This is a genomic window from Hyphomicrobium sp. (assembly GCF_047600905.1).
Taxonomy (GTDB): Bacteria; Pseudomonadota; Alphaproteobacteria; order Rhizobiales; family Hyphomicrobiaceae; genus Hyphomicrobium_B.
The window spans coordinates 61,274-77,362 of record NZ_JASGKD010000001.1; the positions used below are offsets into that span (position 1 = coordinate 61,274).

Consider the following 16,089-nt stretch of genomic DNA (forward strand, 5'->3'; position numbering starts at 1 on the left):
GTGTACGAATGTCGATCGCCGAATCCATCGCTCCGCATCTTCCCTATTTGCGCCGCTATGCGCGATCCCTGACGGGCAGCCAGGTCTCCGGCGACAATTACGTGGCAGCCGTCCTGGAAGCGCTGATTGCCAACTCGGATGCGTTCGATAAAGCGCTGGCGCCGCGCGTCGCGCTTTACCGCGCCTTCACGAAAGTTTGGAATTCGGTGGCTCTCAATCGGATTTCCGACGATACAACCCAGATCGACAAGCCGCTGCCGGAGCGCCGCCTGGAATCGATCACGCCGTTGCCACGGCAGGCGTTCCTGCTGGTATCGGTCGAGGGATTCTCGACGGCCGAAGCGGCGCAAGTGCTTGACGTCACCCCCGCACACGTGACGGAACTCCTGCAGATGGCGGGCGCAGAAATTGCGGAGCAGCTGTCGGCTGACGTGCTGATCATCGAGGATGAGCCGTTGATCGCGATGGACCTTGAAGCGCTGGTCGTTGACATTGGCCATCGCGTTCAGGGTGTCGCGCGCACGCACAAGGAGGCGGTTGCCGAGGTGGCAGCGAAGGCTCCATCGCTGGTGCTCGCCGATATTCATCTGGCGGACGGAAGCTCGGGCCTCGAAGCGGTCAATGAGATCCTCGAATCAATCAGCGTACCGGTGATTTTCATTACCGCTTTCCCCGAACGGTTGCTGACAGGCACCAAGCCGGAGCCGGTGTTCCTGATCACAAAACCCTTCGAGCCGGCTGTGGTAAAGGCGATGATCAGCCAATCGCTGTTTTTTGGTCTGAAGTCGAAAAAAGCCGGGCAGCGCGCGGCCTGACGATCGATCGCAGGTGTGCGATCAAAAAAAAGCGGCCGGATTTATCCGGCCGCTTTCTTTTTTTGATTATCCCAACTCAGACGGTGGACAGCCAGTTATCGACTTCCTTACGGATCTGATCCTTGTCGTAGCCGTAACGCTCCTGAAGCTTACCCTCGAGCTGCTCGCGGCGGCCGTCGATGATTTTTAAATCATCGTCAGTCAGTTTGCCCCAATGCTCCTTGACTTTACCCGTGAGCTGCTTCCAGTTTCCTTCGATACGGTTCCAATCCATTTTCTTGTCCTCCCTTGATGGAAGTTCGAAAGATCAGGCGCGACGTAGGAAATTCGCGACGACCGACACGACGAACAAAACGATAGCGACCCAGAAGATGAGGCGCGCGCCTTCCATCGCCGTGCCTGCGACGCCGCCGAACCCAAAGGCAGCAGCGACGAGCGCAACGATCAGAAACACGATCGCATAATAAAGCAGGTTTCCCATTGGGATCTCCGATCCGTTAATGTGATGTTCCGATGGGATGCTAACGTGGAGATGGCGTCGGCAGTTCCTCTGATCGCGACGAGCATTCTCGTGCGTTAGTCGAATTCAAACAGCGCGGAGATGGGGAAGCGGGTGGCCCAAAAAGCTGAGTTCGCGCCGCTCGGGGGAAGCGGTCGCGAACTCATTCAACATATGCCGTACCCAGGGCCACGGGGGGAGTGGGAGGGAGTAAGCGGGCACGGTCACGTATGCTCAACGCTCTGGCTACCGTGAGGTTCCCGCCGTTCCAAGAGTTCTTGCGCGATCTTGTGGATAAAAAGGGCGAACGAAGCGGTGCCGTTTTCAAGCGTGGTCTTCCGCACGGGTGCCGATATTGGCGATGGGCCCGACCAGGGTCCATTTGATCCCGTCGTGGGCTGTCGTCGCACGCACGGAGAGCTTGAGGCCCTGAGACGAGAACCGCTCCACCACCGATCGTCCATAGCCAGACGATCCATCCATGATGACGCGGGGACCGCCGGTTTCATGCCAGCAAATCGAAATGGTATCCTCGTCGGGAAATGCCCACGACAGGCTGACTGCGCCAGTCGCCGAGGAAAGAGCACCGTGTTCGACGGCGTTCAATGCGAGCTCGGTTAAAACCATGCCGAATGTCTGAGCCGCTTCTGGGGTCAGCAGGACGGGAGGGCCGGAAACCGCAAAGCGATCAGCGTCGGTCCTAGCGACGGCGCCGATTTCGGCGGCCGCCAATGTCGCGAGATCGACGTTCTGCCAGTCCGAGGCGACGATGAGATCCTGCGACGCCGACAAGCCTGCGACGCGAAGGGTGAAATCCTTCAAATGCGATTTAACATCGACGGCGTCGCGTGCTGTCAACCTCGCCATCGCAAGAATAAGCGCAAGCAAATTCTTCGAGCGATGCGAGACTTCGCGGAGGAGGGCGTCTGTACGAGACAAGCTAAGCTTCTGATCGGTGATATCGTAGGCAACACCTGAGAGGCGCTGCGTTTCGTCGGCTGCACTCTTCGTCGTCGCGCCGCGAACCGCCATCCAGCGCAGTTCTCCGTCAGGTTGGCGGATGCGGATTTCGACGGCAATCGGTTTTGCCTCCTTGATCGCCGCTCTCACCGCCTTCAGCAATCGCCGCCGGTCATGGCGATCGACGCGCCACAGGACGTTGCGCACGAGCTGATTGCGGCTCTTCGGGACGGGTCCAAAAAGGCGCGAGATTTCCGAATCCCAATGAAGAAGGCCGGTCTGCGGCTCCCATTCCCAAACTCCGACATTGCCCGCCTGCAATATGCCGCGAATTCGCTCCTGCTCCGTTGCCGCAGGAGACGATGATTGCTGAGCGTTCGTCCTTCGGTCGGATGAAGACGGCATTGGAGATGCTTGTGTCAAAATGGTCGGGCCGGGTTGCTCAAAAAGGCTCCGTGTTAACAACGTCGCCCCGGTGAAAGATGCGATAGCGATCAATGAGGAAATCGCTGCGAAGGTCATCCAGTTGCGTCGGGCGTGTCCCTCGATGGAACGATCGGGCAGTCCCGCCGAGATTTTCCAGCCGAACTGCGACGTATCGGCAAATGCTTCGACGAGCGAAGCATTGCTTTGGGCCGCGTCCGACTGTGACTTTCCTGTTGCACCTGCGAAGATTTGGCCGTCGGCTCCGGTCACTGAGATCGACCAGGGGCCGTCGGTGACGAAATTCTTCAATGCCGAAGAGAGATAAGCGGCGGGGACTCGAGCCTGCAGCAGGATAGGTGAGGAGTCTTTTTCAGCCGATGCGATCCAGATGTTCACCCCGCCTTTGTCGGCAACTCCATAAGGCGTGATTTGGGGGGCAAGTGTCGCCAGCGCGGCCGCTGCTGCCGTGCGAGCGGGTGCGTCCAGGCTGATCAACGCAGCATCCGCGCCGCTGGCCGGCGATAAAACTGCAAGGTCGGCGCTTCTGATGAAGATCAAAACGCCGTGCCGGTCGAACTCGGATCGCAGATGGTCGCGAACATTCTCGGAGGCCGTCGCCGGTGTTCCGGTAAATTCCTTCAGACTTTCGAGCAGGGTGGTCATCTGCTCGTCGAAGGCCGAGGCGACCAGCATGGCCCGGCTCTGCGCCGATTGATGCAGGATGCTCAGTTCGCGCGCCTGCGTCTGACTCAAAATATAGGCGGCAAAACTCAGTGAGGGCAGGAGGATCGCCAAGCAAAGACCGTAAGCGAGAAGCCTGGAGCGTGCCGGGTGGTGAAATGTGAAAGTCAGCATCCGAGCGAATCGAGGTCCGGCCGACCCCCCTGTTTGATTAATATTCACAATTTGTTTCTAGTGGTCGGCACGGCGCGCTAGAATCTCCCGCCACATAAAATGTCGAACAAGCCCAATAGTTCCCCGTGATCGAGCAGGGTCATGTTTTTCGGCCGGCGTTCCGGTTTGGCGACGGCCGCCACGATTGTGACACAAGATCAGCCGAACTCTGCGTCGTGTAGATGCGCTGGAAACCGATGATCGTCTCCGGACTCCGTTCGAAGCTGCTCTGGCTGACGCTGTTTGCGTTCGGCATGCAGATCGCCGTCGTGGATTTCCATCACCATGTGACGCGCGGTACCGGTATCGAGTCACGAGCGATGACCGCCGGCATGTGTCGCGCTGGGCAGGATCGTTCTTGCGCGCCTCTGCAGAAAGACCATGACGGCTGCATGCTCTGCTGGGCGACGGCGATTGCATCGACGTCGCTGACGCCGGTTTCATTCGACATCGCGGCGCCTTCGGTCGTTGCCGGAGTGATCCTCAAGGCTGTCAATCGGCCGGGGTTTTTTGTCAGCCATTTTGCCGAATTGCGGGCGCGTGGACCGCCGGGCATCGCCCCCGGCTGATTTCGAAAATCTCGCGGCATCGGTCGCGATCATCTTAGTCCCAATCATTCGATCGAAGGCAAGCGAAAGCACGCGTCTTCCGCGCGTCCGTCGGTCAGCGTAGCGCATGTCGAGCATGCAGCGACGCCTTTTCCTTTGGAGAATTCATTCATGGCGAAAGTCTCAGCAACCGCTGCGTCGGCATTGGCTTCGTTGGCGATACTCGTTGCGTTGCCGGCACTTGCCGAACAAGCGGAGCATCGTCAACTCGGGCCACACGTCCACGGGCAGGGTACGCTCGATATCGCGATCGATGGCAACAAGATCGAAATGGAACTCGTCGCCCCAGGCATGGACATCGTCGGATTTGAGCACGTCGCGACGACGGACGACCAGAAGGCGGCCGTCGAGAAAGCGAAGGCGAAGCTCACCGACGTACTGAATGTCTTCAAACTGCCGGTAGCGGCAAAGTGCAAAGCCGATGCAGCCAATGTCGAAAGCCGCAAGGAGACGCATCAGCCGGGCGAGAAGGACGATGACGACGACAAACCCGGCGAGCCGCAGCATTCGGAATTCCACGCGACCTACACGATCACGTGCGAAGCGCCGGAGAATGTCACCGGACTCGAAACCGTCTATTTCAGCGATTTTGCCGGCGGTCAGCTTTTGAATGTCAATGTCACGACGCCGAAAGGGCAAACCCAGGCGCAGATGACTCGCGCAAAGCCGTCACTCGATCTTACCGGTGTGATGTAAGCGATGAACGAGCTTCTGGTAACATCGCCGGACGTCAGCGGAGAGAGCGCGGGCTCTCTTCGCGCCGTGTCGTTCGCGCAAGTCAAGTATACGTGGCCGGGGCCTTCTCCGTTCACGCTATCGATTGCGGGTTTCGATCTGCGTAGCGGTGAGAAGCTTTTGCTTCTTGGTCCGTCGGGCAGCGGGAAGAGTACATTTCTCAGCCTGCTTGCCGGCATCGTCGTGCCGGACACGGGGAGAATTGAAATCGCTGGTACGGACATGGCGGAACTCGGAGGACCGTCGCGCGACCGGTTCCGCGTCGATCACTTCGGCATCATCTTTCAGATGTTCAACCTGCTTCCCTATGCGTCGCTGATCGACAATGTGCTTCTGCCGCTGCGCTTTTCGAAAGTTCGGCGGGAGAATGCGTTGCGCGAGGGGCCTCTCGAAGAGGTCGCAAGGAAATTGCTTGTGGCGCTCGGTCTCGACGAGACGGTGATCGCGTCGAGCAAAGCGTCCAGCCTGAGCGTCGGCCAGCAGCAGCGCGTGGCGGCAGCCAGGGCTTTGATCGGGGCGCCGCAGATCATCGTCGCGGACGAGCCGACGTCCGCGCTCGATCGCAACACCGAGGGTGCATTTCTCCGACTGCTTTTCAGCCAAAGTGAAAAGGTCGACGCCAGCGTCATCATGGTCAGCCACGATGAAGGGCTTGGCGGGCATTTCGATCGTGTCGTGCGCTTGCAGGATATTGCCGTCTCGCAGCGAGGTGCCCGCTCATGATGATCGTACGTTTGGCACTACAATCTCTGCTCAATCGCTGGGTTACGGCATTGCTTACGGTCCTCGCGATCGCGATGAGCGTCATGCTGCTCTTGGGAGTCGAAAAGGTAAGGACCGGTGCGCGGGAGAGCTTCGCGGACACGATCTCGGGCACCGATCTGATCGTCGGGGCCCGCAGCGGCAGCCTGAACCTGCTTCTCTATTCGGTTTTCCGCATTGGGAACGCCACCAACAATGTGACATGGAAGAGCTATCAAGACATCGCCAAGATGCCGGAGGTTTCCTGGATCGTGCCGTTGTCACTGGGCGACAGCCATCACGGCTTTCGCGTGCTCGGCACGAATGCCGATTATTTCACGCACTATAAGTTTCGCCATGGGCAGACCATGAGCTTTACAGCGGGCGGCCCGTTCAAGGATTTGTTCGACGCCGTCATCGGATCGGATGTTGCGGAACAGCTCGGCTATAAGGTCGGCGACAAGATTATCGTCGCGCATGGCGTCGGTTCGATTTCGTTCATCGAGCACGAGGACAAGCCGTTTCGCGTTTCCGGCATTCTGGCGAAAACAGGTACGCCGATCGACCGGACAGTGCATGTCAGCCTGGAAGCGATCGAAGCGATCCACATCGACTGGCAGAACGGTGCGCCGGTGCCAGGCGAAAGCGTGTCGGCCGACCAAGTGCGAAAGATGGACCTGACACCACGCGCGATCACTGCGGCGCTGGTCGGGTTGAAGTCGCGGCTCGCGACTTTCAAAGTGCAGCGCTTCATCAACGACTATCAGGAAGAGCCGCTGTCGGCGATCATGCCGGGCGTCGCCCTGCAGGAGCTTTGGGGCTTGATCGGAACGGCGGAAACTGCGCTGTCGGTGGTGTCGATCATGGTCGTCGCAACTGCGCTTCTTGGCATGGTGACGATGATCCTGACGACGCTCAACGAGCGGCGGCGCGAAATGGCGATTTTGCGTTCGGTCGGCGCGACGCCAGGAACAGTGCTCGGGTTGTTGGCGGCCGAAGGCGGGCTGCTGACGCTTGCCGGAGTGGTGCTGGGCACGGCCGGACTTTATATCGGGCTTTATCTGGCGCGACCTTATATCGATCATGCGTATGGCTTGAGCCTTCCGATCGATCCGCCACGTGCGGACGAATGGGTGAAGCTCGGTGCGATCGTCGTCGCCGGGTTTTTCGCCGGCCTGTTGCCCGCTCTTCGCGCTTATCGACTGTCGCTTGCCGACGGAATGATGGTTCGCATTTGAATTCGATCCCCGGATAGGAGGGAGAAATGACAACCAACTTCGCGCCAACTCTGAAAGGAGTGATTGCGCTCGTATTCATCGGCGGCCTTTCGTCAGGCGTTGCGGCCGAGGCGCCACGGCAGCTCAAGTGGGCGGACCTCGTTCCGAAGTCCATGCCGGCAAATACCGTGATGAAATCGAAGACGTTCTTCGGCGGATCGGCGCCGATGACGGATGCCGGGCCGCCACCACCGCCATTGCCCGAGGGCAAGTTCATGTCGGTGAAGCGACATCAGCCGGGTGACGACAGGCCGCCGGCCGTCGTTACCGATCTCAACGGGCAGAACATTTCGATCGGCGGCTATGTTGTGCCGCTCGATTTCGATTCAACCACGGTGAAAGAGTTCCTGCTGGTGCCGTTCGTGGGCGCGTGCATTCACGTGCCTCCGCCACCGGCGAATCAAATCATCTATGTGAAGACCGCGAAGGGTTTCGAGGTCGGCGGTCAGTTCGATCCGGTGACCGTTAGCGGGAAAATCAGCACGACGGTGGCGTTTACCGGCCTCGCCGACGCGGGCTATACGCTCGATGCCGACAGCGTGGTGCCTCGCAAACAATAGCTTCCGATCGCACTCTGCGAGAAAGAGATTCCGGTGTGGCCGCTAATGCAGGATTCATCTTGCGCGCAATGGCCTATCTTCATTGCGCGCATTTCGTCGAGGGTGGGTTCTGATAAGCTCAGCAATTCTTCTTCGTTCGTGGAGGACACCCCCGTCGATAGGTTCGCTCTCAGGTTAACGCACACTTGAGAGGTTCGAAATGTCATTTCACAATCTGACACGCCGGTCGGCAATCGGAGCCGCGCTGGGGTTGGGGCTTGCCGGATTTTCGGGACTTGCCCTTGCCAACGATATTACGCTGCTCAACGTCTCCTATGATCCGACGCGTGAGCTGTATCAGGCCTATAACGTCGAATTCGCCAAGTACTGGAAGGAAAAGACGGGCGACACGGTCACGATCAAGCAGTCGCACGGCGGATCGGGCAAACAGGCCCGCGCCGTTATCGACGGTCTTGAGGCCGACGTCGTGACGTTGGCTCTCGCCGCTGACGTCAACGCACTTCACAAGAACGGCGATCTTGTGAAGGCTGACTGGATCAAGCAATTCCCGGACAACTCCGCACCCTACACCTCGACCATCGTCTTCCTTGTCCGGAAGGGAAATCCGAAAGGCATCAAGGATTGGTCGGATCTCGCCAAGGATGGCGTAGAAGTCGTGACGCCGAACCCGAAGACCTCCGGCGGTGCGCGCTGGAACTATCTGGCGGCATGGGGATATGCGCTGAAGCAGCCTGGCGGCAGCGATGCGACGGCGAAGGATTTCGTCGCGAAGATCTATAAGAACACCAAGGTTCTGGATTCTGGTGCGCGCGGTTCGACGACGACGTTCGTCGAGCGTGGTATCGGCGACGTGCTGATTGCCTGGGAAAACGAGGCTTATCTGTCGCTCAAGGAACTCGGTCCCGATAAGTTCGAGATCGTGACGCCGTCGGTCTCCATTCTGGCTGAGCCGAACGTTGCCGTCGTCGATAAGGTCGTCGACAAACGCGGTACTCGCAAGGTCGCAGAGGCTTACCTCGAGCACCTCTACAGCCCGGAAGGCCAGGAAATCGCGGCAAAGAATTACTATCGCCCGCGTGATCCGAAGGTCGCCGAGAAGTATGCCAGCCAGTTCGCTCCCGTGAAAACCTTCACCATCGATGAAGTGTTCGGCGGCTGGGGCAAAGCGCAGGCCACGCACTTCGCCGACGGCGGTGTGTTCGATCAGATCTACACACCCGGCAGCAAGAGCTAACAGGCTCTGACCACAATTCGTGCGTCGCCCCCTACGGGTGCTGAAGCTCCCGGATCAGCAGCACCCGAGCCGGGCGGCGCACGAAGCTGGCAATCCCCAGCATGTCCTTAACTCATGGAAACTGGAGACATCGGCGATGCGAGTGCGAGAGCGGGAGGCCTGTTGCCCGGCGCTGTTTTGTTGAAGGCAAGTGCCTTCGCCGCGCCACGGATCTTCAGAGCACAACGTCCACGCCCCACAAGGGCTCAGCATTCCAGGATGATTTCCATGTCCACCACTCTCATCATTCCCGGCCTCCGATCGAGCGGCCCGACTCATTGGCAGACCTGGCTCGAGCGCCGCGTCAGCGGCAGCATCCGGGTCTCGCAGAGCAACTGGAACGATCCGCATTTGCCCGACTGGGCCGCCCGCGTGCGACGTGAAATTGTACGTATCGACGGGCCGATTTTTCTCGCCGCACATTCGTTCGGTGCCCTGGCTGCCGTGCAGGCTGCAAGCGACCATGCTGAGCGAATCAGTGGGGCATTATTGGTCGCACCGGCCGATCCTGAGCATTTCGGGGTCGCGGAATTCCTGCCGACGACCCGGTTGACGTTCCCGACCATCGTCGTCGCCAGCGTCAACGATCCCTGGCTATCTTTCGCGTCTGCCAGCCATTGGGCGCGCCTGTGGGGCGCTGATCTCATCAACCTCGGCGAGGCGGGGCACATCAATTCCGAAGCAGGGTTTGGGCCCTGGCCGGAGGGGTTGGCGTTGATCGAAAGACTGCGCCGTGCCGCCGAATTTCGATTGGCATCGGAGCGGCTTGCAGCATGGAACCTGTCGCAAGCGCGCCAGTCGCGGGAACAGCAAACCAGACATGGCGGAGCGATGCGGCGGCAGGGGTTTGGTCGTCAGCGTTCGATGCTTGACCAGCGCGACATTGGGGGAGCGGCAGCGCTGCTTCGGGCGGCGGGTTGGAGCGTGCAGAGGCCAACAGCCAATATAGCAGGTGGCAAGATAACCACTCCGCTATGACGGAAAATCCTCATGGCTGCTGCAAGGAATTGACAGAGGACGGTGCTTCTAAAGAAAGTAATTGAAAACAAGGGGCTAGACGGAAATTTTTCTGTCGTAACAGACGGGGGTCTGAACTGAAATGGATCGGGTGTGGGGAATGAAGGGTGCCTGGCGGTATGGTGCTGCCGCGCTTTTGATCGGCGGATGGGCAATGCCCGCCGCCGCAGCGGATCTCGGTGGAGATTGCTGCGCCGATCTCGAGGAGCGCGTTGCAGAGCTTGAGGCGACGACGGCGCGCAAGGGCAACCGCAAAGTCAGCCTGACGGTCTCGGGTTGGGTGAACGAGAACTTGATATGGTGGGACGACGAGCACGAGAGCAATGTGTACGTCACGACCAACCCCGTGGAGCAATCACGCGTCCGCTTCATCGGTGAAGCCAAGATTGCCGCTGATTGGTCAGCAGGCTACGTGCTCGAACTCGGCGTGTGGGGTGGCAACGGCTCGAAAATCGACCAGAACAGCCCTGACGGTTCGACCAGTGCTAACAGCGTTTCCGTTCGTAAGAGCAGCTGGTTCGTGAAGAGCAATACTTACGGCAAGGTCACTGTCGGCCAGGACAGCACCACGACGTATCACTTGCTCGACGATGCCGATACGACCATGACGCGTAACTTCTACGACGGCGAAGGCGCTCCGGACTATGTGCAGAGCTTCTTCCTTCGCGATAAGAGCGGCAACAAAGTCGGATCCGGCAGCGGTTTGACCTGGGGCGGCATCCTTCGCGGCTTCAACAACTCGACGCCGGGCGACGATGGCCGACGCAACATCGTACGTTACGATACGCCGACGGTCGCTGGCTTCAGCATCGCCGCTGCATGGGGTGAGGACGATATCTGGGATATCGCGCTTGTCTATAAAGCGAAGTTCGGCGATTTCGACTTCAATGCGCGAACTGGTTACGGCCAGTCCACCGATGGAGCATCAACTCCTTGCCACGGGTCGTCGACATCGCCCGACAACGCGCTCAATTGCGAATGGTGGGGCGTGTCCGCCTTCCTGCAGCATACGCCGACGGGTCTTTATGCTTTCGCTGGCTATGGTGACCAGAACGACGGGTCGAACAATCCGGTCGTCGCCGCTGCCATTGTCGACAAAGACTCCAGGACCTGGTTCATCCAGGGCGGTATCGAGCAGAAGTGGTTCGCTCTCGGCAAAACCAATTTCTTCGGTGAATACCGCCGGGATGAAGCCGGATCGAACGTGAGCATTAGCAGCACGACCGGACTTCCGACGACAGTTACGCAAAACGCCAACGTCAACTTCTGGGCGGTCGGCGGAGCCCAGAACATCGCAGCTGCGGAGATGACATTGTACCTTCTCTACCAGCACGTCGACGGAGACGTTGTGCTGGGGAACGGTACGACGCCAGATCTGTCATCGTTCCAACAGGTTGTCGCGGGCGCGAAGATTAACTTCTAAGCCGCGACGGCAAGGCAATCTAAGTTTCATCTGACCCTCCCGTCAGAGTCTCGCGAGAAGAAGAACCTTCAGGTTCTCCTTCTCGCACTTTCTTGGGGCGAAGCGCCCTTTTAGGCTCCGAGCTGCGGTTATTGAGAATGCCGCATAAGCTCAGCATTTCTTCTTCGTTCCGCTGATATCGTAGGTCCGCTATCCGTATTCGCAGAGGTTCACATAACCGCGAGCGGCGCGATGGCAATTGCGATGGCAAGAAAAGAAGACAACCCTCAGCTTCGTGCTGCGGTGAGCGGACCGGCGAAGCTGTCGATGGTCGTCGGGGAAAATCTGAGGCATCTCAGGCGCCGGCAAGGATTGTCATTAGAGCAGCTTTCTTCGATCTCGGGTGTCAGCCGGGCAATGCTCGGCCAGATCGAAACGGGCAAAAGTGCCCCCACTATCAATCTCTTGGGACGTATTGCCGAAGCTCTCAAGGTGTCGGTCGCGGGCCTTATTTCGAGCCCAGGAGCCGGCGGCACTATTGTCGTCCCACGCGACCGGGCGACAATCGTCGCCTCCGGCGAAGGTGGATTTGTGAGCCGTGCACTCTTCCCGTGGGGAGATCCGCAGAACGTAGAGATTTACGAGCTGACCGTCGATCCGCACCACTCGGAAGGTTTCGATGCCTCGGCGGCAGGCACCAAAAAGAACCTCGTGGTCATATCGGGCGAGCTCGAAGTGACAGTCGGAGAGGACACGCCGGCACGACTTTGTACCGGCGACGCCATTCTCTTCAATGCGGACGCTACGCACCGTTTTCTCAATCCGAGTGACAAAGAAGCAAAAGCGTTCCTTGTCATTACGGTTTTCGATGGTCCGCATTCTCGCGGACGGCAGATTTAGAGATCCGCCGGCTTCTCATTCCGCAATCGAAAATGCTTAGCAACTCTTCTTCGTTCGAGGGGCGTGGTCTCTCGCATAGTGTGCGTTCTGTTCACTTTAGCGGACAACCGATGATGATCCTGAATGCTCACGGCATACACCTCGCGTTCGCCTGGGTGGCGCTACTCGCCGCCTCGGCTGTCGTCGTCGCGATAACAATTCTGACCTAGGAAGCATCGGGCATGGCTAGCGGGGTGCGAAGACAAGTGCTACCGGGCTTCGGGCTGTCGCTCGGGTTCACGCTTGTCTACCTATCTTTGATCGTCCTCATTCCGCTGTCGGCGGTTTTCATAAAGACAGCCGGTCTGACGTGGCCGCAGTTTTGGGCGCAGGTCGCGTCTCCGCGCGTCGTAGCTTCCTACAAGCTGACGTTCGGGGCGTCGCTGCTCGCCGCCGTGATCAACGCCTTCTTCGGCGTGCTGCTGGCGTGGGGGCTGACGCGCTATACCTTTCCCGGCCGCAAGGTGGTGGACGCCCTGATCGACCTTCCATTTGCATTGCCGACCGCAGTCGCGGGCATTGCGCTGACCGCCATATACGCAAAGAACGGCTGGATCGGCAGCTTACTCGATCCGCTTGGCATCAAAATCGCGTTCGGGCCGGCCGGCGTGCTTGTCGCTTTAACATTCATCGGGCTGCCGTTCGTCGTCAGGACCGTGCAGCCGGTTCTAGAAGATCTCGAAACGGAGTTCGAAGAAGCGGCCGCAAGCCTCGGCGCGACGCGTTGGCAGGCGATTTATCGCGTTGTCCTTCCGACGCTGCTTCCCGCGTTGCTGACCGGCTTTGCTTTGGCTTTTGCGCGGGCTGTCGGTGAATATGGCTCCGTCATTTTCATCGCCGGCAATATTCCGATGGTATCGGAAATCACGCCGCTGATCATCATCACGAAGCTCGAGCAGTTCGACTATCGCGGCGCCACCGCGGTTGCTTCGGTGATGCTGATTTTCTCGTTCATCCTGCTGCTGTTCGTCAATGGATTGCAGGCCTGGGCCGCGCGGCGCACAGGGAGGGCGATCTGATGGCGGGCATTGCCGCTTCGCTCGACGCGCGTCTGGATGGCGCGGAAAAGTTCGAGGCCAATCCTGCGACGCGAGATGCGTCGTGGGTCAAGCTCGCTGTTCTCGCAACGGGCCTGACGTATTTCACGGTTTTCCTGTTGCTGCCGCTCATCGCGGTGTTCGCGGAGGCGTTTCGCAAAGGGGCGGAGACGTACTTCGCAGCGCTCGTCGAGCCGGATGCGCTATCGGCCATTAAGCTGACGCTGTTGGCCGCCGCCATTTCGGTGCCGTTGAATCTGATTTTCGGCATATCGGCGGCCTGGGCCATCGCCAAGTTTCAATTTCCGGGCAAAAACCTGCTCATTACGCTGATCGATCTGCCGTTTTCGGTCTCGCCGGTCGTCGCCGGCCTCATCTATGTGCTGGTTTTCGGCTTGCAGGGCTGGTTCGGTCCGTGGCTGCGCGACCATGACATCAAGATCATCTTCGCTGTGCCCGGCATCGTGCTGGCGACGATCTTCGTGACGTTTCCATTCATCGCGCGAGAGCTCATCCCGCTGATGCAGGCGCAGGGGCGCGATGAAGAGGAAGCCGCCATTTCTCTTGGAGCGTCGGGTTTGCAGACGTTCTGGCGCGTCACCCTGCCGAACATCAAATGGGCGCTGATCTACGGTGTCATTCTGTGCAATGCACGTGCGATGGGCGAATTCGGCGCAGTTTCAGTCGTCTCGGGCCATATCCGCGGCGAGACCAACACGATGCCGTTGCATGTCGAAATTCTCTATAACGAATACCAATTTGCGGCCGCGTTCGCGGTGGCATCACTGCTGGCACTCCTGGCGCTCGTAACGCTCGTGTTGAAGACGTATGTCGAATGGCGCGCACGGCAATCCGCTTCCGGGGAGCATGGTTGATGAGCATTGAAGTCCAAAGCGTCAACAAGTCGTTCGGTGCATTCAAGGCACTCGACGATATAACGCTGAAGTTCCCGGACGGCGAGCTTGTCGCGCTTCTTGGGCCGTCGGGCTGCGGAAAGACGACGCTGTTGCGGGTCATCGCCGGGCTCGAATATGCCGACAGCGGCCGCATCGTGCTCGACGGAATCGACGCGACCGACAAGGACGTCCGGCAGCGCCGCGTCGGCTTTGTGTTTCAGCATTACGCGCTCTTTCGACATTTGACGGTGTTCGAGAATATCGCGTTCGGCTTGCGTGTGAGGCCGCGGCGCGAGCGTCCGAGCGAAAGCGAAATCAAAGCCAAGGTCACGCGGCTTCTGGATCTCGTGCAACTCGGGTGGGTCGCGAACCGGTTTCCGTCTCAGCTTTCCGGCGGCCAACGGCAACGGATCGCGCTCGCGCGGGCACTTGCGGTCGAACCGCGCGTGCTGTTGCTCGACGAACCGTTCGGTGCGCTCGATGCGAAAGTGCGCAAGGAACTTCGGCGCTGGCTTCGGACGCTACATGACGAACTGCACATCTCTTCTATTTTCGTGACGCACGACCAGGAAGAGGCGCTCGAGGTGGCCGACCGCATTGTCCTCATCAACAAGGGACACGTGGAGCAAGTCGGCTCGCCGAGCGACATCTACCAGAGGCCGGCCTCGGCGTTCGCCTTCGGGTTTATCGGGGCTGTCAACGAATTCCGCGGTAAGGTCGAAAGCGGATATGTTCGCGTGGGCGATGAAAAGCTTCGCATCGACGGCGACCATTTCAAGGATGGTCAGGATGTCATTGCCTTCAGCCGGCCGCAGGATACAGAGATCGTTTCCCACGATCGCTCCGAAGACGGAATCTCGGCTCGCGTTAACCGAATTCTCGGTAATGGAGCCGTCGCGCGGGTCGAGCTGGTCGCCAACGGCGACGCGCGTAAAGGCCAAAAGGAATTCTTCGAGGTTGAAATTCCGGGCTCGGAGCTGCAAACGCTCGGTCTTTCGACCGGACAACGTGTTAAGATCAAAGGACGCAAATTGAGCGTCTTCCTAAATCAGAGCGGTAGCCAGGCGTCGTGAACTTCCAACAGCTTCGTATCATCCGAGAGACTCTACGCCGCAATTTCAATCTGACCGAGGTTGCAAACGCGCTCTACACATCGCAGTCCGGTGTTTCAAAGCACATCAAGGATCTGGAGGACGAACTCGGCGTCGAGCTTTTCGTGCGCCGGGGCAAGCGGCTGCTCGGGCTGACGGAGCCGGGCAAGGAACTGGCGCAGATCGTCGATCGAATTCTGCTCGATACCGCGAACATCAAGCGGCTGGCCGATCAGTTCGCAAAATCGGACCGAGGCGAGATCACGATTGCCACTACGCACACTCAGGCGCGCTATGCGCTGCCGGGGCCGATCGCTGCATTCCGGAAAGAGTTTCCGAACGTCCATCTCGTTCTGCATCAGGGGACGCCGAAGGAAATCGCAGCGATGCTGAACGACGGCACCGCGGATATCGGCATTGCGACGGAAGCGCTCGAAGACACGCCCGAGCACGTGTCGTTTCCGTTCTATTCTTGGCATCATGGCGTGATCGTGCCGAAGGGGCATCCGCTCGACGACGGTAGTCCGCTGACGCTGGAAAAAATCGCCGAATGGCCGATCATAACTTATCATGAAGGTTTCACGGGCCGACCGGCGATAGATGCGGCGTTTGTCGCGGCCAATCTTACGCCCGATATCGTCATGGTTGCGCTCGACGCCGATGTCATCAAGACGTATGTCGAAGTCGGACTGGGCATCGGTATCGTTGCGTCGATGGCCTATGACGAAAATCGCGACACGGAGCTGACGCTTCTCGACACCACGCGGCTCTTTCCGAAGTCGACGTCGCGCATCGCGCTGCGCCGTGGGCGGTTTCTGCGCGGCTTCGCCTATCGGTTCATCGAACTCTGCACGCCGAGCCTGACGGAAAAAGTCGTGAAGGCCGGAACAGCCTTGCCATTGGACGCGAACGCCTGAGG

Annotated in this window: 17 protein-coding genes; 14 read left to right on the forward strand and 3 right to left on the reverse strand. The window is 59.2% G+C overall.

Annotation, left to right across the window (positions count from 1 at the left end):
- Window positions 1-8: 8 nt before the first annotated feature.
- Window positions 9-815 (forward strand): response regulator, encoded by an 807-nt coding sequence (locus QM780_RS00355; protein WP_415068500.1) that lies wholly within the window; start codon window positions 9-11, stop codon window positions 813-815.
- Window positions 816-891: 76 nt separating this feature from the next.
- Here the strand turns inward: QM780_RS00355 and QM780_RS00360 are convergent, their stop codons facing one another.
- The 3 genes from QM780_RS00360 to QM780_RS00370 form a co-directional block, all read right to left on the reverse strand.
- Window positions 892-1,089 carry a CsbD family protein gene (locus QM780_RS00360; protein WP_415068501.1) on the reverse strand — a complete coding sequence of 66 codons (198 nt, stop codon included), beginning with the start codon at window positions 1,087-1,089 and terminating at the stop codon, window positions 892-894.
- A gap of 33 nt (window positions 1,090-1,122) precedes the next feature.
- A complete protein-coding gene (locus QM780_RS00365; RefSeq protein WP_415068502.1) occupies window positions 1,123-1,296 on the reverse strand; it encodes a DUF1328 domain-containing protein in 174 nt (57 codons plus the stop codon).
- A 342-nt stretch (window positions 1,297-1,638) separates the two neighbouring features.
- Entirely contained in the window at window positions 1,639-3,555 is a 1,917-nt protein-coding gene (locus QM780_RS00370) for a sensor histidine kinase (RefSeq protein WP_415068503.1), read from the reverse strand.
- Window positions 3,556-3,791: 236 nt separating this feature from the next.
- On the opposite strand from QM780_RS00370, the gene QM780_RS00375 reads away from it, so the two are divergent.
- The 13 genes from QM780_RS00375 (at window position 3,792) to QM780_RS00435 (ending at window position 16,087) form a co-directional block, all read left to right on the forward strand.
- The gene (locus QM780_RS00375; RefSeq protein WP_415068504.1) at window positions 3,792-4,163 is read left to right on the forward strand and encodes a hypothetical protein; all 372 of its coding nucleotides are present in this window, start codon (window positions 3,792-3,794) and stop codon (window positions 4,161-4,163) included.
- 150 nt (window positions 4,164-4,313) lie between these two features.
- Window positions 4,314-4,898, forward strand: coding sequence for a DUF2796 domain-containing protein (locus tag QM780_RS00380; RefSeq protein WP_415068505.1), 585 nt, complete (start codon window positions 4,314-4,316; stop codon window positions 4,896-4,898).
- A gap of 3 nt (window positions 4,899-4,901) precedes the next feature.
- The gene (locus tag QM780_RS00385; protein WP_415068506.1) at window positions 4,902-5,660 is read left to right on the forward strand and encodes an ABC transporter ATP-binding protein; all 759 of its coding nucleotides are present in this window, start codon (window positions 4,902-4,904) and stop codon (window positions 5,658-5,660) included.
- Window positions 5,657-6,916, forward strand: coding sequence for an ABC transporter permease (locus tag QM780_RS00390; RefSeq protein ID WP_415068507.1), 1,260 nt, complete (start codon window positions 5,657-5,659; stop codon window positions 6,914-6,916). Before QM780_RS00385 ends, QM780_RS00390 begins: the two co-directional genes overlap by 4 nt.
- Before the next feature lie 26 nt (window positions 6,917-6,942).
- Window positions 6,943-7,515 (forward strand): DUF3299 domain-containing protein, encoded by a 573-nt coding sequence (locus QM780_RS00395; protein WP_415068508.1) that lies wholly within the window; start codon window positions 6,943-6,945, stop codon window positions 7,513-7,515.
- Between the two features lie 199 nt (window positions 7,516-7,714).
- A complete protein-coding gene (locus QM780_RS00400) occupies window positions 7,715-8,749 on the forward strand; it encodes a sulfate ABC transporter substrate-binding protein (protein WP_415068509.1) in 1,035 nt (344 codons plus the stop codon).
- Window positions 8,750-8,911: 162 nt separating this feature from the next.
- The gene (locus QM780_RS00405) at window positions 8,912-9,766 is read left to right on the forward strand and encodes an RBBP9/YdeN family alpha/beta hydrolase (RefSeq protein WP_415068510.1); all 855 of its coding nucleotides are present in this window, start codon (window positions 8,912-8,914) and stop codon (window positions 9,764-9,766) included.
- 121 nt (window positions 9,767-9,887) lie between these two features.
- A complete protein-coding gene (locus QM780_RS00410) occupies window positions 9,888-11,228 on the forward strand; it encodes a porin (RefSeq protein ID WP_415068511.1) in 1,341 nt (446 codons plus the stop codon).
- Between the two features lie 243 nt (window positions 11,229-11,471).
- Window positions 11,472-12,107, forward strand: a complete 636-nt coding sequence (locus QM780_RS00415) for a helix-turn-helix domain-containing protein (RefSeq protein WP_415068512.1) — start codon at window positions 11,472-11,474, stop codon at window positions 12,105-12,107.
- Window positions 12,108-12,328: 221 nt separating this feature from the next.
- A complete protein-coding gene (cysT, locus tag QM780_RS00420; protein ID WP_415068513.1) occupies window positions 12,329-13,165 on the forward strand; it encodes a sulfate ABC transporter permease subunit CysT in 837 nt (278 codons plus the stop codon).
- On the forward strand, window positions 13,165-14,058 hold the full coding sequence (gene cysW, locus QM780_RS00425) for a sulfate ABC transporter permease subunit CysW (protein ID WP_415068514.1): 894 nt from the start codon (window positions 13,165-13,167) through the stop codon (window positions 14,056-14,058). Before cysT ends, cysW begins: the two co-directional genes overlap by 1 nt.
- Complete coding sequence (locus tag QM780_RS00430; protein ID WP_415068515.1) at window positions 14,058-15,152, forward strand: sulfate/molybdate ABC transporter ATP-binding protein; 1,095 nt, start codon at window positions 14,058-14,060, stop codon at window positions 15,150-15,152. The genes cysW and QM780_RS00430 overlap by 1 nt, the downstream gene beginning before the upstream one ends.
- Entirely contained in the window at window positions 15,149-16,087 is a 939-nt protein-coding gene (locus QM780_RS00435; protein ID WP_415068516.1) for a CysB family HTH-type transcriptional regulator, read from the forward strand. Before QM780_RS00430 ends, QM780_RS00435 begins: the two co-directional genes overlap by 4 nt.
- Window positions 16,088-16,089: the final 2 nt, after the last annotated feature.

Bases quoted from the DNA above. Each gene is read 5' to 3' on its own strand.
- QM780_RS00395 (WP_415068508.1), top strand. From the start codon at position 6,943: ATGACAACCAACTTCGCGCCAACTCTGAAAGGAGTGATTGCGCTCGTA.
- QM780_RS00415 (WP_415068512.1), top strand. From the start codon at position 11,472: ATGGCAAGAAAAGAAGACAACCCTCAGCTTCGTGCTGCGGTGAGCGGA.
- QM780_RS00380 (WP_415068505.1), top strand. From the start codon at position 4,314: ATGGCGAAAGTCTCAGCAACCGCTGCGTCGGCATTGGCTTCGTTGGCG.
- QM780_RS00390 (WP_415068507.1), top strand. From the start codon at position 5,657: ATGATGATCGTACGTTTGGCACTACAATCTCTGCTCAATCGCTGGGTT.
- QM780_RS00355 (WP_415068500.1), top strand. From the start codon at position 9: ATGTCGATCGCCGAATCCATCGCTCCGCATCTTCCCTATTTGCGCCGC.
- QM780_RS00370 (WP_415068503.1), bottom strand. From the start codon at position 3,555: ATGCTGACTTTCACATTTCACCACCCGGCACGCTCCAGGCTTCTCGCT.
- QM780_RS00430 (WP_415068515.1), top strand. From the start codon at position 14,058: ATGAGCATTGAAGTCCAAAGCGTCAACAAGTCGTTCGGTGCATTCAAG.
- QM780_RS00400 (WP_415068509.1), top strand. From the start codon at position 7,715: ATGTCATTTCACAATCTGACACGCCGGTCGGCAATCGGAGCCGCGCTG.
- cysW (WP_415068514.1), top strand. From the start codon at position 13,165: ATGGCGGGCATTGCCGCTTCGCTCGACGCGCGTCTGGATGGCGCGGAA.
- QM780_RS00375 (WP_415068504.1), top strand. From the start codon at position 3,792: ATGATCGTCTCCGGACTCCGTTCGAAGCTGCTCTGGCTGACGCTGTTT.
- cysT (WP_415068513.1), top strand. From the start codon at position 12,329: ATGGCTAGCGGGGTGCGAAGACAAGTGCTACCGGGCTTCGGGCTGTCG.
- QM780_RS00360 (WP_415068501.1), bottom strand. From the start codon at position 1,089: ATGGATTGGAACCGTATCGAAGGAAACTGGAAGCAGCTCACGGGTAAA.
- QM780_RS00365 (WP_415068502.1), bottom strand. From the start codon at position 1,296: ATGGGAAACCTGCTTTATTATGCGATCGTGTTTCTGATCGTTGCGCTC.
- QM780_RS00410 (WP_415068511.1), top strand. From the start codon at position 9,888: ATGGATCGGGTGTGGGGAATGAAGGGTGCCTGGCGGTATGGTGCTGCC.
- QM780_RS00385 (WP_415068506.1), top strand. From the start codon at position 4,902: ATGAACGAGCTTCTGGTAACATCGCCGGACGTCAGCGGAGAGAGCGCG.